The sequence below is a fragment of the Peribacillus sp. FSL K6-1552 genome (genome assembly GCF_038005205.1).
Lineage (GTDB): Bacteria > Bacillota > Bacilli > Bacillales > DSM-1321 > Peribacillus > Peribacillus butanolivorans.
Genome location: NZ_JBBOST010000001.1, coordinates 5583568 through 5605926 on the forward strand (window position 1 = coordinate 5583568; position 22359 = coordinate 5605926).

Consider the following 22359-nt stretch of genomic DNA (forward strand, 5'->3'; position numbering starts at 1 on the left):
GAGTTTCCCTCCCTATTTATTTATACTTAATCCTAGGATCAATCGCTGCATACAACAAATCCACAACTAGGTTAATCATGACAAACAAAAAGGCGATGATGAGGATTCCGGACTGAATGACCGGATAATCCCGAGAAAGAATTGCATCATAAATGTATGTACCGATACCTGGCCAACCAAAAATGTTTTCCGTTAAAATAGCCCCTCCTAAGAGCAACCCTGTCTGTAGGCCGATAACCGTAACCACTGGAATTAAAGCATTCTTCAAGGAGTGCTTATAAACAACCCAAAACATTCTCATTCCCTTGGCACGAGCTGTACGAATGAAATCCGATCTCATTACCTCTAGCATGGACGAGCGTGTCATCCTTGCAATAATCGCCATCGGAATGGTAGCAAGCGCGAGTCCCGGTAAAATTAAATGCTTAACCACTTCGCTAAATTGGTCAACTCTTCCAGCAATGAGGGTATCTAATAAATACAGACCCGTTATTGCCTCAACAGGATCCCTGATATTGTCACGCCCTGTCGTAGGAAGTAAATCCCATTGAATCGAAATGATATATTGTTCCATTAGTCCAAGCCAGAATATCGGCATAGACAAACCAATCAACGCAATGACCATTGCTGCATAATCAAACCATGAGTTTTGGAACCATGCCGAAATAATACCGGCATTTACACCAATGACTACAGCTATAAGCATGGCAATTAAGGCTAACTCAATCGTCGCCATTAGATAAGGCCCAATTTCTTCAGATACCGGACTCTTTGTTTTTAAGGAAACACCAAGATCGCCTGTGAACAGACCTAATAGATAATCCCAAAATTGAATAAACCAAGGTTTATCCAAACCGAGTTCCTTTGTCATTGCTGCAACTGCCTCTTTTGTTGCTTGCTGTCCTAAAATTACTTGTGCAGGATTTCCTGGAATCGCACGAATCATCATAAATACAATAAACGCCATTCCAAGTAATACTGGAATGAGGGATCCTAAACGCCGTACGGTATAGGAAAACAAAACAATCACCCGCCTTTTTACAATAGGGTCCTTCACATTCACCCTCGATTATTTTGAAATGCATTCCATAGCAAAACCGGGCAGCATGCATAAATCCATACTCCCCGATTCGTACGGTTAATTCTCTATAGACACGTTAACTAGAGATTGAGAACCGGTTGGATGCGGAACGAATCCTTTTATTGTCTTAGTTCCAGCAAGTTGTGGTAAAGAGTGTACAAGTGGAACCCACGGTGCTTCTTCATGAATGATTTCCTGCGCTTTTCCATATAACTCATTACGTTTAGCTTCTTCTGCAGTAGATTGAGCTTCAATCAATAGTTCATGAACTTCTTTGTTTGCATAGCGAGCATAGTTATTTGATCCGATATTATCTTTATCCAATAAGGTGTAAAGGAAGTTATCTGCATCTCCATTATCGCCTGTCCAGCCTAGCATGAAGGATTCAGCTTCTCCTGCCTGCACTTTCTCTAAATATGCAGCCCATTCATACGAAACGATCTTTGCTTCGATACCTACTTGTTTTAAGCTTGCTTGAATGGCTTCAGCTACTTTTTGCCCATCTGGCATATATGGACGTGGAACCGGCATTGCCCAAAGATCCATTTTGAACCCATCTTCAAGTCCTGCCTTTTTAAGTAATTCCTTCGCTTTTTCTACATCGTAGTCATAGTCTTCAATGTTGTCATTGTACCCAGAAACAGATGGCGGCATTGGATTCTTAGCAGGCTCAGCTGTGCCTTCGTAAAAGTTATCAATGATTTCTTTTTTGTTAATTAGGTGTGAGATGGCTTGGCGTACTTCCTTTTTGTCGAATGGTGCTTTTTCAACATTGAATGCAAAGTAGCCGACATTCATGGATGGCCGTTCGAATATTTGTAGTTTGTCATCCCCTGTTACTTTGCTAATATCACTTGGGTTTAACCCGTCCATTAGATCAACTTCACCTTTGATTACAGCATTTAATCGAGCAGAGTTATCTTTAATGACTTTAAACGTGATTCCATCAAGCTTTGGCAGTCCATCTTGCCAATAGTCATCATTTTTCACAACTTCAATCGTATCGCCTGGTTTCCATGATTTAAATTTGAATGGACCTGTTCCAGAAGGATTCTTACCGAAATTGTCTGCATCTTTTTCAAAGCCAGTTGGACTTGCTATTGCAAATGTAGGCATAGCAATATTTTTCAAGAATGGTGCCTGCGGACGATTTAAAGTGAATTCCACTGTATTATCATCAATAGCTTTTACTTCTTTGATAACATGGCCTTCATCACCTTCAAAGCCGCCAAACATAGAGGCATAGTATGCAAATTTAGCTTCATCCTTACTTTGTGCCCAGCGCTGAAAGTTTTTAACAACTGCTTCCGCATTGAAATCCGAGCCATCATGGAACTTAATTCCGGTTTTCAATTTGAATGTATATGTCTTTGCGTCATCGGAAACATCCCATGATTCTGCAAGACCTGGCTTTATTTCCGTATTATCTTCTCCGTATTTTACAAGGGTTTCAAAAACCTGCTGTGTGACGATAAATGATTCACCATCCGTTACTATAGCGGGATCAAGTGAAACTGCATCGCCGCCTTTACCATAAATTAATACGCCTCCTTTTGCTTCACTTGATCCCCCTTTATCTTCATCTTTCTCTTTTGTTGTAGATGAGGAACATCCTGCAAGTGCAAGTGAAAGCGCCAGGATAGTAGTTAACAATAAAGCCCATGTCTTCTTCATTTTCTTCCCCCTTTATTTTTTTAAGAATTTATGTGTACGTCGTGTCAATTGTATAAATGACAAGCAACGTAGTGACCGGGTTTATGCTCATGCAATACGGGTTTTACTGATTTGCACTCCACCATGGCTCGCGGGCATCTCGTATGGAAGGGACAACCGCTTGGCGGGTTAGATGGGCTTGGAACATCGCCCTGCAAGATTACTCTATCTCCCTTATATTCCACATCTGGAATCGGCACAGCAGATAATAAAGCCTGCGTATATGGATGAAGGGGGTCTTCGTAGAGTTCTTCACTTCCCGTCAATTCAACGATATGACCAAGATACATGACACCGACTCGGTCAGAGATATGCCTTACTACGCCAAGATCGTGGGCAATGAATAAGTAAGTCAGATCAAAATCCTTCTGCAAATCTTGCAAAAGATTCAACACCTGAGCTTGAATCGACACATCCAGTGCAGATACGGGCTCATCAGCAATAATCAGCTTAGGGTTAACTGCAAGTGCCCTAGCAATGCCAATACGTTGCCGCTGACCACCACTGAATTGATGCGGGTACCTTTTGGCATGGTAACTGCTTAAACCAACAACCTTTAGGAGCTCCTGCACCCGGTGTTGGCGTTCCTTTTTATCTTTTAAACCATGAACGATAAGGGGCTCTTCCAATATCTTTTCAACAGTATGCCTGGGATTAAGGGACGCGAATGGGTCCTGAAAAACCATTTGCATTTCTCGACGCATCTTTCTCATTTCACGGGAAGTTAAAGTCGTTAGGTCTTTCCCCTCAAAATAAACATTCCCTTCACTTGGCTCAAGCAATCGAAGCAGTAACCTACCTGTTGTTGACTTTCCGCAACCGCTTTCACCAACAAGACCTAAGGTTTCTCCTTTATAAATGGAGAATGACAAACCATCAACGGCCTTTACTTCCCCCACCGTCTTCCCGAGAATACCTCCTTTGATTGGAAAATGCTTCTTCAAGTTTTCTACCTTAACTAATGGTTGAGTCATGCAATGCTGCTCCTTTCCCATCTTCATACATCCAGCAGCGTACTTGCTGGCCATTATCGAATTCCAGAAGTGACGGGGTCTCACTTAGACATTTCTCCATAGCATGAGAGCAACGAGGGGCAAACTGGCAGCCCAGGTTGCTTGTTCCTGGCCTTGGAACATTACCTGGAATCGAGTAAAGCCGCTCTTTTTTTAGACGCATATCGGGAATCGATTGTAGTAAACCGACCGTATATGGATGTTTCGGATTCCGAAAAATCGTTTGCACTTGTCCTTCCTCTATTACCTTGCCGGCATACATTACAATGACACGCTCACACATTTGCGCCACAACGCCAAGGTCGTGAGTAATCATCATGATTGCTGTATCTGTCTCTTTATTTAAGTTCTTCATTAACTCTAAAATTTGTGCTTGAATCGTCACATCCAAAGCGGTTGTCGGTTCATCTGCTATGAGAAGTTTCGGCTCACAGATCATTGCCATTGCAATCATGACCCTCTGTCTCATCCCACCTGAAAGCTGATGGGGATATTCATTGATAAGTTCCTCAGCACGTCCAAGCCCAACCAGCTTTAACATTTCCACGGCTCTTTGACGGGCATGCTTTTTATTCCATTTTCTATGTATCCGAAGAGTCTCCACCAATTGCTCTCCAATTGTAAAAACTGGATTCAAGCTTGTCATTGGTTCCTGAAAAATCATGGCAATTTCATTTCCGCGAATCTTTCTCATTTTCGCTTCAGAGGCATTGGCGATGTTAACCCCTTTAAAAAGAATCTCTCCTTCTACCTTACCAGCCGGGGAGGGAACTAGTCCCATGATGGACAAAGAAGTTACACTTTTCCCGCAGCCTGATTCCCCAACAATCCCCAGCACCTCACCTGGATTGATGTGAAAATCAATGGAATTTACGACTGGAATTTCCCCATCGTCTGTGCGAAAACTCGTTCGCAGTCCGTTCACTTCAATAATTGGTCCTTTCATTACATCACTTCCTATATATAACTATTTTACCAATTTAATATTATTTGATTTATTATTGCATCTAAATTGAAAATTTACAATATATTTTCTTAAAATTCTAATTTTTTAGAATAATAATTTTATTTTACGTTTACCACTATGTTGTACATATTTATTACATAAAAAAAATGACTGCGATTTTGCAGTCATTCAAAAGGAGGGAATCAAGTACCTTGATTCAATTTAGGGGGTAATCGGGGATACTTGCGAGGGAAAAGCCAAATCGGCTTTGGGGAAATTAGGGGAGTAAACGAGTCTTATATGAAGTAATACTTTACGAAATTGTTTTATGTTGATGAAAAAGACGCCTATTTCAAGAACAGAAATTCACGTTAGACTATAAACCAATATGCTCAAAATCCTTTGGCTTAACATCATTTTGTTTAGATCCTATGAATTGAACCTTCTCGGCGACAACTTCGGTGACATATACTTTTTTACCTTCTTGGTTTTCGTATCTCCTCGTTTGAATTCTGCCGGTAATGCCAATTAAGGCCCCTTTTTTGCAATACTGAGCGGTGTTTTCAGCTGTCTTTTTCCATATGATACACTGTACAAAGTCCGCCTCATAATCGCCTACTGTATTACGAAAGTTACGGTTGACCGCTAACGTAATATTGGAAACTGCCTTGCCATCCGGTGTGTATCTTAATTCGGGGTCCTTCGTCAGTCTCCCTACAAGGGTAATTTGGTTGATCATCTTTTCACTCCTTTCTCTTTAATATGCTTTTATCATAATGAATCTTTCATCAAATGGAAAATCGACAAAATAATCTATATCCACCCATTTTCTTCATAAAAACCTGATTTGTATTTACCTAAAATTCTATTTTTGCAATGGAAAGTAAGTAAAAAACAAAAAGAATACAAATTTTAATTTTTTGCAAATTTTTATTGTATCGTTCATAATTTAGACAATTGTTGGGTTTTCATTTCATTAAGGTACGGTTTTTTAGTATGATATAATTACCTTTAAAAGGATTACCAGGTTTAAACTTTCACGAACCCAATCATAATATCGAATCTAGGCTAAAGAGGAGTATTTTCCACTCTTCTTCATACAGGCAAGAAACGGAGGAATTAGATGAAATCGTTTAAATTAATTTCGTTGCAAATTGTTACTGAGGAATTACACTTAATTGATATTGTATTAACAGACGGTCTTATAATTAATAAAGAAAATGATGCTAGAACCTGGTTACTCGAAGCCTTTGTAGAAGAAAGCCACTTCAGAGAGCTTGAACCCTCACTTCCCAATATAGACGGAGAGGTGTTTATCCAAGCCGTTATTACAAAAAAGGACAATGAACCAGCTTTATTTAGCACTGTCCTACGTACCATAAGAAAAGTTGGAAACCATTATAGCCTATTATTTGTTGGACACATCCAAAAAACACGCAGCAAATATGCAGAACTTCTTCTTGAAGATTTGGTCCAAAAAGGTCTAGTCGGCGATGAATTAATAAGTGAATTCAAGCAAAAAATCCGCTCTAAGCCTAAACTAGCCACGAATAAATAAGGTACCCTTCCCTTTATTCCTATTTCCCCTCAAACCAAATACACACAAAAAAAAGACTGACCTAGACGAAAAAGGATAATAATCCTCTTCTTAACTAGGTCAGTCTTTTTAATCAATGCTAATTACTTTACTTGTTATCGTCATCGGCGTCGTTATCTTTGGTATTATCGTCGTTTTCAATCATTCCATCATCATCTTTATCCAGATCATTTGCATCGTTATCATTATCATTCACATTGTTATCATCATTCACATTGTTATCATCAACGCCATTTTTATCATCATTAATTATGTTATTATCTTCTGGAGCGGGATTGTTATCATTATTATTTGTTCCACACCCAGCAAGGAACATCACAGATAATAAAGATCCCGCAATTAGTGCAAAAATTCTTTTCATCATCATTTTTGGCAACCTCCCTTCTATCTTTTAATCATTACTTATTTTGCCCGAATGTGAAAATAACTTGCGTCCTATTTTAAAATAGCAAAGAAGATCCGCTGAACTCATATTTATAACGAATGATTCGCATTAAAAAATGCCGGACATATATGTCCGACATTTCAAAGGGAGAATAAAAAGAAATTGTAATTAAAGAATTCAAAGCATTTGCTTCTTATATATACACCCATAAAGGCTTTTTAAAACCATTTTTATAAAAAAAGTTATATTAATTCAACTTTATCTTGAACAAGTATATTTTTATTTGTCTCCGAAGGCAAACATAATCTCTGTTTCACATGCAACCTCGCCATCTACCGTTGCCACCGCTTTCCCTTTACCCAATGATCCCCTCATACGCACTATTTCAACTTCAAGGCGTAGTTGGTCACCTGGTTTTACCTGCTTTTTAAATCGACAATTATCAATTCCAGCAAAAAACGCAAGCCGTCCTTTATATTCATCTTGTTTCAAAACAGCTACAGCGCCAACTTGTGCTAATGCCTCTACAATTAAAACTCCAGGCATAACAGGATAATCAGGGAAATGCCCATTAAAGAATTCTTCATTAGCTGTAACATTTTTCAGTCCTACAGCTCTTTTTCCTTCTTCTATTTCAATAATCCGATCAACTAATAAAAATGGATAACGATGCGGAATGATTTCCTTTATTTGCGTAATATCTAACATATTTGTTCCTCCTATGACTTTAATTTTTTCACACATAACGAAAACCCGCCTCTACCCTAAAGGCAGAGGCGTAGTTGCCATAAATATTTCTATAACAACGGCAACTACTTCGAAAAATATGGAACTATGCGTCTTTGTTTACAATATCAATAATATGGGTCCACGTTGATTTTTGAAAAACATCCGTTGCGTGTCCTCCACCGATCACACTGTAACCTAAAAGCGCCCCAGATAATACAGCAAAGAAAATTAATCCCATAACAATGAGTAAACGAAGCCAAATTGGCAAAAGACGGACCCTGATTCTACGGTTCTGTTTCGCTTCAACTTCCATTACCTCTTCATTAAGTTGTTGTCTCATTACACTTTTTTGCTCCATATAAGATGTAAAAGCTCCTTTTTCTAAGAAAATTCGCCGACTGATTTTCTCTCTTCTCATACTATCGGCAGCCATGTCGAAATGAAAAGCGCCAACAAATACCTTTGTTAAAGTATTAATTATAACCGATTTGTTATAAACTCGCAGCGAGGTATTCTTTATTCTGTATTCCTATTAATCAACGGATACCATTGATTAATCCGCTCATTTGATCAGCCATCGTTACGGCACGAGATTGAAACTGATAATGACGCTGAACATTGATTAAATCCGTCATTTCTTTAGAAAGATCGACATTCGAGGACTCTAGGACGCCTTGGCGGACAGCTATTTCACTACGTGAATCTCCTGTTAGCGCTGTCATTATATCATCTTCCGTAACGCCCAGGCCTCTCATGTTATCGGGAAGACCAAGTAAATTACCACCTAATTGGTCAAGGAATTGTGGTTTTTTTACCGAGACAACGCCGAGCCCAAAACTCTTCTCGCCAAATTCCTCCGTATCAACCGTCAATAAGCCTTTTTCCGAAACTGTGATTTCTTTAATACTCCCCTCAATAAGGATCGGCTCCCCATATTCATCAAGGACTCGATGCCCAGCAGAGGTAACTAGCAGCATTTGTTCTGGATTTTTCGCACTAGGGGATAAATAAAAAGCACCATCCCGTGTTAACCTTGTATTGACCCCTTTGTCATCCTGAACGCTTACCGTAAAGAATAGATCTTCCTTTGTGAATGCCACATCAAGATTACGGTCTGTCGTCTTTAAAGCCCCCTGTGCAAGCACCAATTGAGATTGACTTATCTTAGCACCTGTTCCCTGTCGAATACCAGGTGTTGTCAACCTTCCAATTTCCTTGGACTTACTCGGCTGATTATCAAAACTTTGCGTTAACAAGTCATTAAAACTCGTTTGGGTCTTTTTGTAAGCAGTCGTATCCACATTGGCAATATTATTGCTGATTTGATCAATTTTACTTTGAAGTTGGTTTAGCGTATTCGTCGCTGTTATCATAGTTCGATTCATAGACATTCCCCTTAAATGTTCAAATTCCCAAAGACAGTTTTCTACAAATCATTTACTTAAAGCTTGCCAACCTCATTGACCGCTTTATCCAAACTTTTATCATAGGCTTGAAGGACTTTCTGACTAGCTTCAAAAGAGCGGTATGACGACATCATTTCTGTCATCGTTCTCGATTGATCGACATTCGAGCCCTCAAGGAAACCTTGTTTCGTAGAAAAACTAACCTCTGCACCCGCATATGCACTAGGTAATTCATCATCATTCACAACTTTATAAAGACCTTCTCCATCTTTCATAAGCTGTGCAGATGGATTATCTGAAAAACCGATGCCAAGGCGTGCCTTTTGAACATTTCCTTCTAAAATAACACCGTTTTCTGTAACGGTAAACTGATCACTATCAAGCTGAATTCGTTCATTATTCTCATCCAGTACATAATAACCATTAGGGGTAGTCAAATACCCTTGCCCATCTAAAGTAAAACTGCCGTTACGTGTGTAACGGAGTCCACCATCGCCATCCTGAACAGTAAAAAGCACCGCCCCTTGCCGACCGGTTCCTTCATTGATTGGAAGATTTTCGTCAGCCAAGGCAAGATCTGTATTAAGCTGGGTTTCCTCTAGAGTACCCTGTGTAAATAAAGGATTGGTTTCTTGTACATAAACACCGGTACTAAGGCTCCCCACCTGAGAAAACTTCGACATACTTAATTTGTTTTCTGTAGGAATCGTTTTACTATCGATGTTGCTGAGAAGCATTTCCGGAAAAGATCTTATACTCGTTTGGTCAGCTTTAAACCCTGTTGTATTTGCATTGGACATATTGTTTGTAAGCATTTCTGTACGCCTTTGCTGTGTAAGCATCCCAGAAGCAGCTGTATAAAAACCTCTTAACATCTTCTTCACTCCTTATTCTACATTACTTATACCGTTTGATTTCTTATATCTATCTTATCGGTCATAAACTTCAGTATCTTAAGGAAAAAAGAAAAGCATTAGGCAGAAGAATTTGTCTGTATTATAGGCTAGGTCAGATTTAAAGGAATGGTGTTAAATTTTCAACTAAAAGAAGAGGGCCTATTGCTCATCAGTACTAGAACTGCACGCACTTTCACTATGCCTCATGTTTGTCTGAACCTTAGACCCCTATCTTATAATGCAGATTTTCACGTCCGCTTTTTAATTGAATTTGTGCCGTGGCAATTTGTCCATATTATCAAGCATAATTCCAGTTCCAATTGCAACACAATCCATTGGATTTTCTGCAACAAGTACTGGGACTTTAAGTTCTTCTGCAAGAAGGAGATCAATACCATGAAGCAATGCGCCTCCGCCTGTTAAAATGACGCCTCTGTCAATAATATCGGCAGAAAGTTCAGGTGGTGTCCGCTCAAGTACACTTTTGGCAGCTTGTACAATGATAGAAACCTGCTCGCGAAGAGCTTCTTCAATTTCTTCAGAGTTGACAGAGATGGTTCTAGGTAATCCTGATACCATATCACGACCACGAATATCAATGACTTCTTTACGTGAACCAGGGAAGACTGTTGCAACCTGAATTTTAATGTTTTCTGCTGTACGTTCACCGATTAGAAGCTTATACTTCCGTTTGATATAATGTAAAATTTCATTATCAAATTTATCACCGGCCATTTTAATAGAAGAAGACGTAACGATATCCCCCATCGAAAGAACCGCAATGTCAGTTGTACCGCCACCAATATCTACGACCATGTTGCCGCTTGGTTGAAAAATATCCATGCCAGCACCGATTGCAGCTACTTTTGGTTCTTCTTCAAGGAATATTTTCTTGCCACCGCTCTTTTCTGCAGCTTCTTTAATCGCCTTTTGTTCAACACTTGTTACGTTTGTTGGGCAGCAAATTAAAATTCTAGGCTTTGAAAGAAAGCCTTTCACATTTAATGTATTTATAAAATGCTTAAGCATCGATTCTGTTACATCAAAGTCCGCAATGACGCCGTCTTTTAAAGGACGAATTGCGATGATGTTTCCTGGAGTCCGGCCTACCATTTTACGAGCTTCTTCCCCGACAGCAAGAACACGGTTTGTATTCTTATCAATCGCTACTACCGAAGGCTCATTTAACACAATTCCTTTACCTTTGACATGTATTAGAACATTGGCTGTTCCAAGATCTATCCCAATATCTCTAGCAAACATTTCTTAAATCCTCCTTGAATATCCTCACATATAACCTACTTCTGTCCTAATTGTTTATTTTACCATATCGTATTGACACAAGTAAGTATGAATTATAAATAAACACAAACATATACTATTTTTTCCTAAATAACCAATATGAAACATCGTCAATACATCTACATATATCCATAATCACTATCCCATACTTTTACCCAATAAAAAAATCCCGGCATGGAGATTCATAATCAAGGTTTTAGAAAGATGACACATTTTCATGTCCTCTTTATCTATTCCCTAATTTCTCGAATCACTTCCAAATACCGGAATCAATTTAAATACTTATTTAACGATTTCTTCTTCTCTTTCAGATCGTTTATATTTTAATTTTGTCGCTTCTCCACCTCGAAGGTGACGAATGGATTTATGATAATCCAATATATCCTTCACTTCGTTAGCCAAATCAGGATTAATTTCTGGCAGCCTCTCCGTTAAGTCTTTATGCACTGTACTTTTAGAGACTCCGAACTCTTTTGCAATGACGCGAACTGTTTTTCTAGTTTCCACGATATACTTTCCTATCTTGATAGTTCTTTCTTTGATGTAATCGTGCACACCACTCGACCTCCCCAAATTGGATGTGAGAAGTGTGAAATGAGATTCGTATTTTTCGAATCGAATACCGCTGCCCTATAAACAATGAAAGATAGAATTATTCAACTATTAGATAATTTGTAATAAACGATTCCTCACCTCAAACACTCTCTTTTCATGGTTTATAACATCTTATTAGCTTGGTTAAGAATATATGCCTAATGGGACAGGTGAATTAGATTTATTTCTAAGATTTATCTGTTTATTTTCCTTAAAAACAAATTATTTCCCGAGAAATTTGTCGGAAGGGCGAGGGTTTCAGCGTTTGAACCAATATTTCCTCGAAAGAAAAAAAGGAAGCCGTTCAAAATGAACGGCTTCCTTTTACCAAATTTTCAGTTGTTGTCATTCGAAACGCTCAAGGTTTATGTTTTGATTTTATTAAAAATCTTAATCTTAATTAGATTGATTTAACGAATCTTTCAAGGAATCGCTTTTCTCAGTAGAATCTTCACCTGGAGTAGAGCCTTCCTTATCAGTACCACTTTCTAAATCTGTGCCCTCTTCAGTTTCATCAACTGCAGGCGTTTCATCTGTTCCAGTTTCTGATTCTTCAACTGCTGGTGTTTCTTCTTTCTCAGTTTTAGAATCTTCAAGTGTGCTGCCTTCTGTTTCAGTTGCTGATTGAATGGCAGATGCTTGTTTATCAACAAAATCAATTGGATTTAATGCAATGTTATCTTTTCTGATTTCGAAGTGGACATGCACGCCTGCTTCTTCATTGATTTGACTTTTTCCAGCAGTAGCAATAGCTTGCCCTTGTTTCACTTTGTCACCAACCGCAACTTTGATATCTTTCACTGATTGATAACGAGTAACGACACCATCTTCATGCTCAACTTCAATTAAATTGCCAAGCAAAGCATCGTCTTGAACTTTCGTTACATTTCCACTTAACGATGCTTTTACATCGAAAGCTTTTCCATCTTCCATTGCAATGTCTATACCTTTGTTTTGCTCATATCTATTGTTGTAGAAAACCAAAGCTTCTTCTTGTGCCTTTTCATCTGCATTCACATCATAGAATTGTTTTTTAATTACCGTTTTGTCGGCATTGGCTACAGGCATCTTGATTGTCTCAAGATTACTATTGACCTCGACTGAAGGCTGATCGTAGTTTTTTCCTGTTTCAGCTGAGTCCTCTTTACCGTCATTAGCTGAATCATCAAAACTATTTTGTAATAAGAAGGCCGCGGCTAAGATTATGGCTGCACTTGCGATATAGATTGCTGATAACGCCCAACGTTGTTTAAGTATACGTCGGATTTTGGAAGTTGGTTTCTTTTCTTCCTCTCTCATATTAATCACCTCAGCAATCATTCTGAACATTTTGCTAAGATTATATACATTTTGGTAAAAAATTTTTTAGATTTATTTTGTGGAAAAGAAACCGATTTTATTCGTAGAATGGTAAAATGTTTTGTATCTTACTGTTGAAGGATGTTTAATTTATGAAAAAAGCCTTTAAACTCGTGTTAACGTTATTACCTTTTTTATATATGATTGCCATTTGGACAATGTCCAGCCTTCCTGATGATGTTATTCTTGATATCCCCTCATCATCAACGGACCGATTTATCAAAGAGGCACTTCATTTAGTCGAATTTGCAATTTTGTACATATTATTCGTTTCTGCTCTTGCAGCAAACCAAAAACTGAAGCCAACGCTAAGCTTGTTGGCAGCCCTTGTGGCAGGCTTATACGGTATTGTAGATGAATATCATCAATCTTTCATTCCCTATCGTTCTGCCACCTTAATAGATGTAATCAAAGATATCATCGGAGTATTGGCTGTCTATTTTCATGTTCACTACCACTATTTCAAGCACGAACGTGGCTTTTTAACTATTATAGAAAAATTAGGCGGAAAAAAATGAGAGATGGGGAATCCCATCTCTCATTTTTTCGCCGTCATTGTATTCATCCACTTGCTAGAAGACTGTACTTTTACCCCTTTATAGTAGTACTTTACAATATCTTCATAGTTTTTTCCTTCCCGGGCCATTCCATTAGCACCGTATTGACTCATTCCAACTCCGTGTCCATATCCTTTGGTCGTGATGACAATTTGGTTGCCTTGGCGCTCCCAGTTAAAATCAGATGACTTCAATCCGAGCTTTTCACGAATCTGCTTCCCTGTCAATTTCTTTCCGCCGATTTCAACTACACCTACACGATTACCTGATGTTCTTTCAATAACAGTCCCTATTGTTGTCGCTGATGATAGACTTACGCCTAGCTTCTTTTCAAAATCCGCAGCGTCCACTACCATTTTATTATAAAACTTTGGTGATTCTTTATCCCATGGACTGGATACACTTTTTAAATAAGGAAACTCTGCTTCCCAATAGTCCTCGGAATTCTCTGTATACCCATTGCTGGTCGAAAAAAAAGTCGCTGTAATTGGTTTTCCATTATAGGTTAGAATTTGGCCTTGTGTTTCCTTAATAGCTTTGTTAATTTTCTTCATCTTCCATTTATAATCAGAGCCCCACTGCTCTTTTAGCTCATCATTATTCATATAAACTTGATGCATTACCGTATCGCTCACATCTGCACCGTCTGGCAAGCCCATTCGATTATCGTTTATGAGCTGATCGACAATGTAAGTTCTGGCTGTCAATGCTTGGGCCTTCAATGCTTCTTCCTCAAAATCCGCCGGCATTTCAGCTGCAACCACTCCAGCCAAATACGATTCAATCGGCAGTTTTTGAATCTTTTTAGCAGATGTACGGTAAACAGCAACTTCAACGGAACTCATTTCATTTGCACTCACTTCTTTACCCTCTTCCTTTGCTTTCTGTTCTAATTGTTCGTCTAACTTTCCACTTGTCTTATCACTTGAAAATGGAAGCACAAGCACTGCTGGAATCATAATAATCACAAATGCTACTGCTATAAATAGTACGATCATCGGTTTGATAGCTTTCAAATCCTGGGCCTCCCTACACTTGTTCTCTGCTGATATTCTCCCATCCAGCAGGTATCTCTACATAACATATGTATGTCGAAGGACAAGCTTTTATGAATAGAAAAACGACAGTTACTGAGTTAGAAGTTTTAATACTAGAACAAAACAAAAAACCCATTCACACTTCAATGACTGAAGCGTGAATGGGTTTTTTAAGATATCTTATGCGTTTAAATCGGCAATTTTTTTTGTTTCTGAAGGTACTTCTTCGTTAATACGCTCCACATCAGCACCTAAAGATGCTAATTTACCATGGAAGTTTACGTATCCTCTGTCAAGATGCTTTAATTCTGTAACACGAGTAATGCCATCCGCAACTAATCCAGTCAGGATAAGCGCAGCAGCAGCACGTAAATCAGTTGCAGCCACTTCAGCACCTTGAATATTAGTTGGTCCATTCACAATAACAGAACGACCTTCAATTTTTATATTCGCATTCATGCGGCGGAATTCTTCAACATGCATAAAACGGTTTTCGAACACTGTCTCCGTAATCATACTTGTTCCTTCAGCACGCAATAATAATGCCATCATTTGTGATTGCATATCAGTTGGGAAACCAGGATGTGGCATTGTTTTAATATCAATAGCCTTCAAGGTTTTTGGACCGATAACACGCAATCCATCTTCTTCCTCAAGGATTGTAATGCCCATTTCTTCCATTTTCGCAATAAGGGAAGTAAGATGTTCAGGCACAGCCCCTTGAACAAGAACGTTACCACCGGTAAGAGCAGCCGCTGTCATAAACGTACCAGCCTCGATGCGGTCAGGTATAATCGCATGTTCAGTGCCATATAATTTATCGACACCTTCGATTCTCATTGTACCCGTACCAGCGCCTCTAACTTTGGCACCCATTTTATTAAGGAAATTCGCAAGATCTACAATTTCAGGCTCTTTGGCCACATTTTCAAGTATAGTCGTACCTTCAGCAAGTGTTGCTGCCATCATGATATTTTCAGTGGCACCTACACTTGGGAAGTCAAGGTACACTCTTGCACCCTTAAGTCTGCCTTCAACTTCGGCATCAATGAAACCGTTACCGACCTTCACTTTTGCTCCCATCGCTTCAAAGCCCTTTAAATGTTGATCGATAGGACGAGAACCGATGGCACAACCACCAGGGAGAGCAACGCGGGCCCGGCCATTCCTTGCTAATAATGAGCCCATCACTAAAACGGAAGCTCTCATTTTACGTACATATTCAAATGGTGCTTCTTCTAATAACTCTCTTGATGCATCTACAGTTACTTGATTGTCATGAAAGGCAACATCTGCATTTAAGTTGCGCAATACTTCGTTGATTGTATATACATCGGAGAGCGTAGGAACATCTTTAATGATACTTTTCCCATCACTTGCTAATAATGTTGCAGCGATAACTGGCAAAACGGCGTTTTTAGCACCTTCTACTTTAACTGTCCCGCTAAGCCTATTTCCGCCGCGGACGATGATTTTTTCCAAAAGTATTCCCCTCCGCGTCCATTTTCTCTATATTAATATTCAAACGTTATGATTGGTGTGCCAACTACAAAGTTCGTTCTGTCACCCAATCCTTCTGTCCGTAGCCCAAACTGCAAATTTAATTTTTCTTTTGTCAAAGGTTGTTTAAACAATGTTGAATGTGCAGATATAGATGTAAAGTTTGTTTCATGCACACTCTCAATTTCCCTTGCTTGGAACATATCTAACAGATCTTCAGTTTTAGAGTTTAAAACCGAATCCATATTATCATTGATAGACCCTTTTATACAAGAAAAAATTGAAGGAGTTCCTATAAATAGGTCATTCACCCTGTTCTGGAACGTTGTTGTAAAGAAGGCTGAATTAGCTTTTCTCCACCTTTGCCCCTTCACTTCGTAAATAACATAGGTAACTTTATCAAATTTCTCTTCCGTTGTCATTATTTTAATAGACTCGGTTAGACCTGAATCGACATTGTGAATTAACGCCTCAGCCTTCCAGCCGGAAGCATCATCTTCCCGGTACCATTGAAATTGAGGGTATTTTTGTTTTAAAACTGATACTTCTCTTTCAAACTCTTGTTTAGTTGCAATCTCTTTATTTATTTCTCTAGCATATACAGACCATTCTCCTATGTTTAAATCCTTATCCTGTTGTAGCAGTTCCACCAACTTAACTATATCGGTTTTACTTTCTGCCACAATCGTTCTATTCCCAATTAAAATCACCATCAAACCAAGAAATACTATGTATGTTAACATTTTTTTGTTCCAATTATGCATGTTAAATCCCTCCCCTTTTATACATTCTTTCCACAAGGAGAGAGTTCATACTTCGTGTTTTCCGACAATTGGTGACACCTCACTACCTGATATTATTAATAGCAGGAGAAGTATGGCGAATACAAGAGTAGAATCATATTTTGCTATAAGCAGAGTCTTACAGCTTATTAATCATCACTAAACATATATGGGAGTTGGTTCGCAAATCCCAGGTAGTCAAGGAAGAAATTACTAACAACTGAACCGATGGCAACCGTTAATAAAATATATAAAACCCTGGCCTTGATGACTGAATTGGATCTTAAAATTTTATCAAAGTGTAATGCCTGTAGAGCCCACCAGGTAACTGCAATGAAAAACAAGTGTGCAATTATTCCTGTTAAAGCCTGCTGTCCCATTGTTGAAAACATGTACATACCTCCTAAAAGACACCCGTCTTCTATTCTAACACAAAACCCCTTCGAATTTGGAATATAAAAGGAAGAATTGCAAAATATCTTTTTAAACTGTAAATAGAGGCTTGATCCAATGGAACAAGCCTCTGATACAGGCATTATATCATTCACTCGAAATAAAGTCTGTAAAATCCCCAAATTGATTATGGAGAAAATCCAAAGCTAGATTAGGAACTATCCCGAAAAGGATGGTACCTACTAGGCAAATAATTATAACGGTGGACAGACCGGATCGAATTTTAATTACCTTGTCTGAATGAATGGGCCGGTAAAAGACTTGAACCAATAATCCAAAATAATACACATAGGACACAATTGTACCTGCAATCATGATCCCTGCAAGGACATAATGTCCAGGTTCAGTAATGAATGTTCCAAGAAAAATATTCAGTTTGCCGATGAACCCTGTCGTTCCAGGAATTCCAGCTAACGAGAGGATAAAGATAGTAAATGCTATGGCAAGGTATGGAGATCTCCCCCCAAGCCCTGCCAGAATACTTATGTCCTCTGAGCCACTTTGACTGGAAAGCAGTTGAATGACCGCAAATACGCCGATATTCATTAGTAAATATGCCAGTAAGTAAAACCAGACTGTATCCATCAAGAAGTAGCCACCGCCCATTGTCGCTACCGCTACAAGGAGGTAACCGGCATGGGCGATACTAGAAAAGGCAAATAACCGTTTTAAGTTTTGTTGTCTTAATGCAATTACATTTCCAATAATGATTGTCAGACCTGCCACAAAAGCTATATAGATATTATTTTTTTCCAAAAAGTCGAGCGCTCCGAATGTATCACCGGGAGCGGTTAGAAACAGTGAAAGGAAGATACGCAGGATAATGACGAATCCTGCAGTTTTCGAGATGACACTTAAAAAGGCAACAACAGGAGTAGGTGCTCCCTCATAGACATCCGGCGCCCACATATGAAACGGAGCAGCAGCAATCTTAAAGGATAAACCAACAAAAACCATGAAGAAAGCGAGACCCATAATGTATTGCAGCTGACCATCCGTCATAGCGGCCATCGTCCGGCTCATCTCCCCTAGATTTACCGAACCGGTCACTCCATATAAATAGCTCATTCCGAACAAAGTGATTGCCGTGGAAATACCGCCGTTAATCACATATTTCATAGACGCTTCATTAGACTTTCGATTATGTTTACGTATTCCTACTAATATATAAGAAGAAAGTGAAAGTAGCTCTAGTCCAACAAACAAGGTTATCATATCACCGCTTGAGGTCATGATCATCGCCCCAAGCAATGCGGTCAGGAACAGATAATAAAATTCCCCGCGATGCTCCTGCAATCCCTCTTGGGGCTCGTAGCTTTCAGCAAGGAGGATGACAAGACCCGCTCCGAATAATAAGATTAGCTTAAATGCTTTTGCAAATGAATCTAAACGAAATGTATCGGATAAGATGCTTACAGTCTCAAAGGAAAATAAGCTAATCAGTGACAAAAATGCCAGAATAATTCCGGTTAACGCGAGCCATGCAAGTTTCCTTCGATTAAAATGCTTTGGCCAGAATAAATCCAATATCGAAAGAATCATGGCCGTTCCAAGGATGATGAATTCTGGCATCATCGCTCCCCAATTGTAAGAAAGCATTGTGTTCCAATCCATCCTTCATCGCCCCCCTAGCGCTAGCATCATGGCATCAATCGTTTCTTGAAGAGGCCCGCCTAATAGATTTGGGTACACCCCAACCGATATAATCAACCCGAGAAGTACCACAGTTGGCACAAACTCCAGCCCCTTAAGGTCATGTTTCTCTTTCTCTACCAAGCTATTACTTTTACCAAACGTTATCATCAGGACCGCTCTCAGCATATAGACAGCCGTTAAAACAAGTCCCAGAGCTCCGATTGCCCCAAACAACGGCTGACTCTTGAATAAGCCCAGAAATACCATAAATTCACTGATGAAGCCAGACATCCCAGGCAAACCGAGGGAAGCCATCCCGCCGGCTAACAAAAGTCCAGAAAATATTGGCATCGACTTTGTCAAGCCGCCAAGTTTAGTAAGCATGGTTGTACCCGTCCGCTCATACAACACGCCAACCAAGAAAAACAACAAAGCAGCAATTAATCCATGTGAGATAACTTGAAAGATGGCTCCCTGAATACCCGATTCGTTTAAGGCACCCAGCCCCATCATAACGATTCCCATATGCGAAACCGAGGAATATGCTAAAACGAGCTTGAAATCCGTTTGCACTAACGCTAAAAATGCACCATACAACAAGCTTAGGACTCCAAAAAGTACAACGATAAAAGCCAGGCTTTTATATTGTTCCGGGAAAATCCCCATTCCAAACCGGATGATTCCGTATGCCCCTATTTTCAAAAGGACACCTGCATGAATCATAACAATGGAGGGCGGTGCCTCGGCATGAACCCGCACCATCCAGCTGTGGAAGGGAAATACGGGCAGCTTAATCGCAAAAGCTATGATGAAAGCCAAACATAATCCATACTTCATCGAACCGGAAATTGGTGCAAAGAGCGAGACGCCGCCCATCGTCATCATCTGAGACAAAGCCGCAATATTCGTCGTTCCTGTCCGGGCAAACAAAATCAAAATAGCCACCAATAGAACCGCCGAACCAATGCCATTATAAATTAGGAAACTATAAGATGCTTTCTCCTTCTCTAAAAATCCCCATCTCCCAATTAAAAAGAATGTCGGAATCAACGTCATTTCAAAAAAGATGAAAAAAAGAATTAAGTTTTCTGCTGTAAAGACACCGAGCATACCAATCTCTAAAATTAAAAATAAAAGGTAATACCCTTTCCACTCTTGTTTTATATAAATAGAAGCCATCGCTGCTAGTGACGAAACGATTGTTGTCAGTAATATAAAGATGAGACTTAACCCATCCAGACCCAATTCAAAATTAACGGTAAACAATTTAGGGTCATACATCGCCAAATTTCCAAATCGGATCCAATTCATCTTGGTATCAAAGGAAGAGAGTGCCACACCCGAATAATATTGACTAAATAGAAATAACGAGAGAATAAGGGGAGGCAGTGTTCCAAAAAAACCGAATTGCTTGATCGTTCTTTCCTCTTTTTTCGGCATAATGGCAACCATTACAATGCCAAGTAGCGGAGAAAACACTAATAGTGAGAGCAAATAGACATTCATCTTAAATACCCCCCTGTTAACGCAAAGATGACCAATAGTACCGCAAGCCCAAGAAAGGCGATCATGCCATACTGCTGCACCTGTCCTGTTTGCAGTTTAGACCCTATTTTCCCTAGCCCCTCTATTGAACTTGTCACTGTTGAGATCAATCCCCCGACAATGAACTTTTCAATATAAGAAAGAAATAAACTAAAGCCCTTAATTGCATAGCCTACGGTAAAAAAGTAAATCTCATCAATAAAATACTTATTATCTAAAACTTTATATAATTTGGAGTTCTCTTTGAAGAGCCAGTCCCGGGGTATCTTCTTTTTAGCGTACATCATATAAGCAAGTAATATGCCAGCAAGCGATACAAACACGGCCATAAACATAATCCACACTGGTCCCTCATTATGGCTAGCGCCAAGCAGCGTTTCATTTCCTTCGACTAGCCAATCACCAAGGAATGTTCCGAACCATGGGGTTTGAATATATCCACTAATCACAGCAAGCAACGCCAAAACAAACATAGGAAGTAACATGATTGAAGGTGATCCCTTAACCTGATTAACTGGACTTCGTGATTCTCCTGCAAATATCATGAAAAACAGGCGGAACATATAAAATGCGGTTAAAAAAGATGTAATCACCGCAAGTGTAAATAGGAGATAATCCCCATGCTCCCAGGCTGACATGAGAATTTCATCTTTACTGAAAAACCCCGACAGCAAGGGAAACCCCGATATCGCCAAAGTTCCAATCAAGAAAAGTGGTCCTGTCCAATTCAACTTTTTCCATAACCCACCCATTTTTTCTATGTTCTGTGTATGTATAGCATGAATTACACTTCCTGCTGCTAAAAACAGCAATGCTTTAAAAAAAGCATGAGTCATTAAATGAAACACCCCTGCCACATATCCAGCCGTACCTAAAGCTAGCATCATAAAGCCAAGTTGGGAGATCGTCGAATAGGCTAGCACACGCTTAACATCCTTTTGCACAAGAGCAATGCTTGCAGCAAAGATGGCTGTAAATCCACCCGTTACTGCTACGACGTGCATTGCTGTAACACTTGCCAGAAACAACGGAAACATAGTGGCTACCAAGTAAACTCCTGCTGCAACCATAGTTGCTGCGTGAATCAGTGCAGATACAGGAGTCGGACCTTCCATTGCATCAGGAAGCCAAGTGTGAAGAGGAAACTGTCCCGATTTCCCAACCGCACCGATAAAAATCAGAACAGCAATCAACGTCAACCTTCCAACTGAAATCTCGCCAGCCTGAACAGCTTGAAAGATCTCTCCATATTCAAAGCTACCAGTTTCCCAGAATAGTAGAATAATGCCAATTAAAAGCCCTACATCACCTATTCTGGTCATAATAAAGGCCTTCTTCGCAGCCTTCTTTGCTTCCTGTTTATAAAAGTAAAATCCAATCAATAGGAAGGATCCAACCCCGACCAATTCCCAGAAGAAATAGAGTTGCAATAAATTGGGTGCCATGACAAGCCCAAGCATTGCAAAGGTGAAGAAACCAAGGTATGCATAGAAAATGGAGAATCGCTCTTCACCGTACATATACCCCTTCGAGTAAATCTGGACAAGCAGGCTAACAAGTGAAACAATCACGAGCATCAAGGCATTAAGCTGATTGATTTCAAATCCTGCCGTAAGTTGCGTCCCACCGATGGAAAGCCAATCTATCGTTACTTTATAAGTAGGTTCTTTAAACCGTTCTATCAAGACAAGCAGCGATAAAATAAACGAAGCTAGCGTTAATAATATTCCTATATAGGCTCCTTGTTCTCGCCATCTCCTGCCTGATAGAAGCAGAACCAGAAACGTGACGAGTGGGAAGATCGGTATGAGCCAAGCATTCTCCATCAT

General features: G+C 39.5%; 22 protein-coding genes. 2 read left to right on the forward strand and 20 right to left on the reverse strand.

Annotated features, from left to right (window positions below):
* Positions 1-16 precede the first annotated feature (16 nt).
* The 5 genes from NST21_RS26760 to ssb all read right to left on the reverse strand — a co-directional run bounded on the left by NST21_RS26760 (position 17) and on the right by ssb (position 5492).
* Positions 17-1021, reverse strand: a complete 1005-nt coding sequence (locus NST21_RS26760; protein WP_056524274.1) for an ABC transporter permease — start codon at positions 1019-1021, stop codon at positions 17-19.
* A 117-nt stretch (positions 1022-1138) separates the two neighbouring features.
* Entirely contained in the window at positions 1139-2755 is a 1617-nt protein-coding gene (locus NST21_RS26765; protein WP_056524271.1) for an ABC transporter substrate-binding protein, read from the reverse strand.
* Positions 2756-2799: 44 nt separating this feature from the next.
* Positions 2800-3768, reverse strand: a complete 969-nt coding sequence (locus tag NST21_RS26770) for an ABC transporter ATP-binding protein (RefSeq protein ID WP_056524268.1) — start codon at positions 3766-3768, stop codon at positions 2800-2802.
* Positions 3749-4753, reverse strand: coding sequence for an ABC transporter ATP-binding protein (locus tag NST21_RS26775; RefSeq protein ID WP_340892249.1), 1005 nt, complete (start codon positions 4751-4753; stop codon positions 3749-3751). Before NST21_RS26775 ends, NST21_RS26770 begins: the two co-directional genes overlap by 20 nt.
* Positions 4754-5129: 376 nt before the next feature.
* Positions 5130-5492, reverse strand: coding sequence for a single-stranded DNA-binding protein (gene ssb / locus NST21_RS26780; RefSeq protein WP_053348513.1), 363 nt, complete (start codon positions 5490-5492; stop codon positions 5130-5132).
* A 384-nt stretch (positions 5493-5876) separates the two neighbouring features.
* Here ssb and NST21_RS26785 point away from each other — a divergent pair, with 384 nt between their 5' ends.
* Positions 5877-6311, forward strand: coding sequence for a YwpF family protein (locus tag NST21_RS26785; RefSeq protein WP_340892251.1), 435 nt, complete (start codon positions 5877-5879; stop codon positions 6309-6311).
* Between the two features lie 127 nt (positions 6312-6438).
* Here the strand turns inward: NST21_RS26785 and NST21_RS26790 are convergent, their stop codons facing one another.
* The 8 genes from NST21_RS26790 to NST21_RS26825 all read right to left on the reverse strand — a co-directional run bounded on the left by NST21_RS26790 (position 6439) and on the right by NST21_RS26825 (position 12961).
* Complete coding sequence (locus tag NST21_RS26790) at positions 6439-6717, reverse strand: hypothetical protein (RefSeq protein ID WP_340892253.1); 279 nt, start codon at positions 6715-6717, stop codon at positions 6439-6441.
* Between the two features lie 297 nt (positions 6718-7014).
* Positions 7015-7443 carry a 3-hydroxyacyl-ACP dehydratase FabZ gene (gene fabZ, locus NST21_RS26795; protein WP_056524251.1) on the reverse strand — a complete coding sequence of 143 codons (429 nt, stop codon included), beginning with the start codon at positions 7441-7443 and terminating at the stop codon, positions 7015-7017.
* 124 nt (positions 7444-7567) lie between these two features.
* Complete coding sequence (locus NST21_RS26800) at positions 7568-7822, reverse strand: DNA-directed RNA polymerase subunit beta (RefSeq protein ID WP_056524248.1); 255 nt, start codon at positions 7820-7822, stop codon at positions 7568-7570.
* A gap of 178 nt (positions 7823-8000) precedes the next feature.
* On the reverse strand, positions 8001-8849 hold the full coding sequence (locus NST21_RS26805) for a flagellar hook-basal body protein (RefSeq protein WP_340892255.1): 849 nt from the start codon (positions 8847-8849) through the stop codon (positions 8001-8003).
* 56 nt (positions 8850-8905) lie between these two features.
* A complete protein-coding gene (locus NST21_RS26810) occupies positions 8906-9745 on the reverse strand; it encodes a flagellar hook-basal body protein (RefSeq protein ID WP_340892256.1) in 840 nt (279 codons plus the stop codon).
* A 282-nt stretch (positions 9746-10027) separates the two neighbouring features.
* Positions 10028-11029: a rod shape-determining protein gene (locus NST21_RS26815; protein ID WP_053348506.1), complete on the reverse strand. Its 1002-nt coding sequence runs from the start codon at positions 11027-11029 to the stop codon at positions 10028-10030.
* Between the two features lie 321 nt (positions 11030-11350).
* Positions 11351-11623 carry a sporulation transcriptional regulator SpoIIID gene (spoIIID, locus tag NST21_RS26820; RefSeq protein ID WP_034315767.1) on the reverse strand — a complete coding sequence of 91 codons (273 nt, stop codon included), beginning with the start codon at positions 11621-11623 and terminating at the stop codon, positions 11351-11353.
* 435 nt (positions 11624-12058) lie between these two features.
* Entirely contained in the window at positions 12059-12961 is a 903-nt protein-coding gene (locus NST21_RS26825) for a M23 family metallopeptidase (RefSeq protein ID WP_340892258.1), read from the reverse strand.
* A gap of 152 nt (positions 12962-13113) precedes the next feature.
* Here NST21_RS26825 and NST21_RS26830 point away from each other — a divergent pair, with 152 nt between their 5' ends.
* The gene (locus tag NST21_RS26830; RefSeq protein WP_057216050.1) at positions 13114-13539 is read left to right on the forward strand and encodes a VanZ family protein; all 426 of its coding nucleotides are present in this window, start codon (positions 13114-13116) and stop codon (positions 13537-13539) included.
* Positions 13540-13559: 20 nt separating this feature from the next.
* On the opposite strand, the gene spoIID is transcribed toward NST21_RS26830, so the two are convergent.
* The 7 genes from spoIID to nuoL all read right to left on the reverse strand — a co-directional run bounded on the left by spoIID (position 13560) and on the right by nuoL (position 22359).
* The gene (spoIID, locus tag NST21_RS26835; RefSeq protein ID WP_056524235.1) at positions 13560-14594 is read right to left on the reverse strand and encodes a stage II sporulation protein D; all 1035 of its coding nucleotides are present in this window, start codon (positions 14592-14594) and stop codon (positions 13560-13562) included.
* A 201-nt stretch (positions 14595-14795) separates the two neighbouring features.
* Complete coding sequence (murA, locus tag NST21_RS26840; RefSeq protein ID WP_053348502.1) at positions 14796-16097, reverse strand: UDP-N-acetylglucosamine 1-carboxyvinyltransferase; 1302 nt, start codon at positions 16095-16097, stop codon at positions 14796-14798.
* Between the two features lie 32 nt (positions 16098-16129).
* Entirely contained in the window at positions 16130-16879 is a 750-nt protein-coding gene (locus tag NST21_RS26845; RefSeq protein ID WP_340892260.1) for a YwmB family TATA-box binding protein, read from the reverse strand.
* A 167-nt stretch (positions 16880-17046) separates the two neighbouring features.
* Positions 17047-17289, reverse strand: a complete 243-nt coding sequence (locus NST21_RS26850; RefSeq protein ID WP_053348500.1) for a DUF1146 family protein — start codon at positions 17287-17289, stop codon at positions 17047-17049.
* 148 nt (positions 17290-17437) lie between these two features.
* Positions 17438-18964, reverse strand: a complete 1527-nt coding sequence (gene nuoN / locus NST21_RS26855) for an NADH-quinone oxidoreductase subunit NuoN (RefSeq protein ID WP_340892262.1) — start codon at positions 18962-18964, stop codon at positions 17438-17440.
* 3 nt (positions 18965-18967) lie between these two features.
* Entirely contained in the window at positions 18968-20491 is a 1524-nt protein-coding gene (locus NST21_RS26860) for an NADH-quinone oxidoreductase subunit M (protein ID WP_340892264.1), read from the reverse strand.
* The gene (gene nuoL / locus NST21_RS26865; RefSeq protein ID WP_340892265.1) at positions 20488-22359 is read right to left on the reverse strand and encodes an NADH-quinone oxidoreductase subunit L; all 1872 of its coding nucleotides are present in this window, start codon (positions 22357-22359) and stop codon (positions 20488-20490) included. Before nuoL ends, NST21_RS26860 begins: the two co-directional genes overlap by 4 nt.

Bases quoted from the DNA above. Each gene is read 5' to 3' on its own strand.
- NST21_RS26800 (WP_056524248.1), bottom strand. From the start codon at position 7,822: ATGGAGCAAAAAAGTGTAATGAGACAACAACTTAATGAAGAGGTAATG.
- NST21_RS26860 (WP_340892264.1), bottom strand. From the start codon at position 20,491: ATGAATGTCTATTTGCTCTCACTATTAGTGTTTTCTCCGCTACTTGGC.
- NST21_RS26810 (WP_340892256.1), bottom strand. From the start codon at position 9,745: ATGTTAAGAGGTTTTTATACAGCTGCTTCTGGGATGCTTACACAGCAA.
- NST21_RS26845 (WP_340892260.1), bottom strand. From the start codon at position 16,879: ATGCATAATTGGAACAAAAAAATGTTAACATACATAGTATTTCTTGGT.
- NST21_RS26770 (WP_056524268.1), bottom strand. From the start codon at position 3,768: ATGACTCAACCATTAGTTAAGGTAGAAAACTTGAAGAAGCATTTTCCA.
- NST21_RS26765 (WP_056524271.1), bottom strand. From the start codon at position 2,755: ATGAAGAAGACATGGGCTTTATTGTTAACTACTATCCTGGCGCTTTCA.
- NST21_RS26815 (WP_053348506.1), bottom strand. From the start codon at position 11,029: ATGTTTGCTAGAGATATTGGGATAGATCTTGGAACAGCCAATGTTCTA.
- NST21_RS26790 (WP_340892253.1), bottom strand. From the start codon at position 6,717: ATGATGATGAAAAGAATTTTTGCACTAATTGCGGGATCTTTATTATCT.
- fabZ (WP_056524251.1), bottom strand. From the start codon at position 7,443: ATGTTAGATATTACGCAAATAAAGGAAATCATTCCGCATCGTTATCCA.
- NST21_RS26785 (WP_340892251.1), top strand. From the start codon at position 5,877: ATGAAATCGTTTAAATTAATTTCGTTGCAAATTGTTACTGAGGAATTA.
- NST21_RS26825 (WP_340892258.1), bottom strand. From the start codon at position 12,961: ATGAGAGAGGAAGAAAAGAAACCAACTTCCAAAATCCGACGTATACTT.
- nuoL (WP_340892265.1), bottom strand. From the start codon at position 22,359: ATGATGGAGAATGCTTGGCTCATACCGATCTTCCCACTCGTCACGTTT.
- NST21_RS26805 (WP_340892255.1), bottom strand. From the start codon at position 8,849: ATGAATCGAACTATGATAACAGCGACGAATACGCTAAACCAACTTCAA.
- nuoN (WP_340892262.1), bottom strand. From the start codon at position 18,964: ATGGATTGGAACACAATGCTTTCTTACAATTGGGGAGCGATGATGCCA.
- NST21_RS26830 (WP_057216050.1), top strand. From the start codon at position 13,114: ATGAAAAAAGCCTTTAAACTCGTGTTAACGTTATTACCTTTTTTATAT.
- NST21_RS26850 (WP_053348500.1), bottom strand. From the start codon at position 17,289: ATGTTTTCAACAATGGGACAGCAGGCTTTAACAGGAATAATTGCACAC.
- ssb (WP_053348513.1), bottom strand. From the start codon at position 5,492: ATGATCAACCAAATTACCCTTGTAGGGAGACTGACGAAGGACCCCGAA.
- NST21_RS26775 (WP_340892249.1), bottom strand. From the start codon at position 4,753: ATGAAAGGACCAATTATTGAAGTGAACGGACTGCGAACGAGTTTTCGC.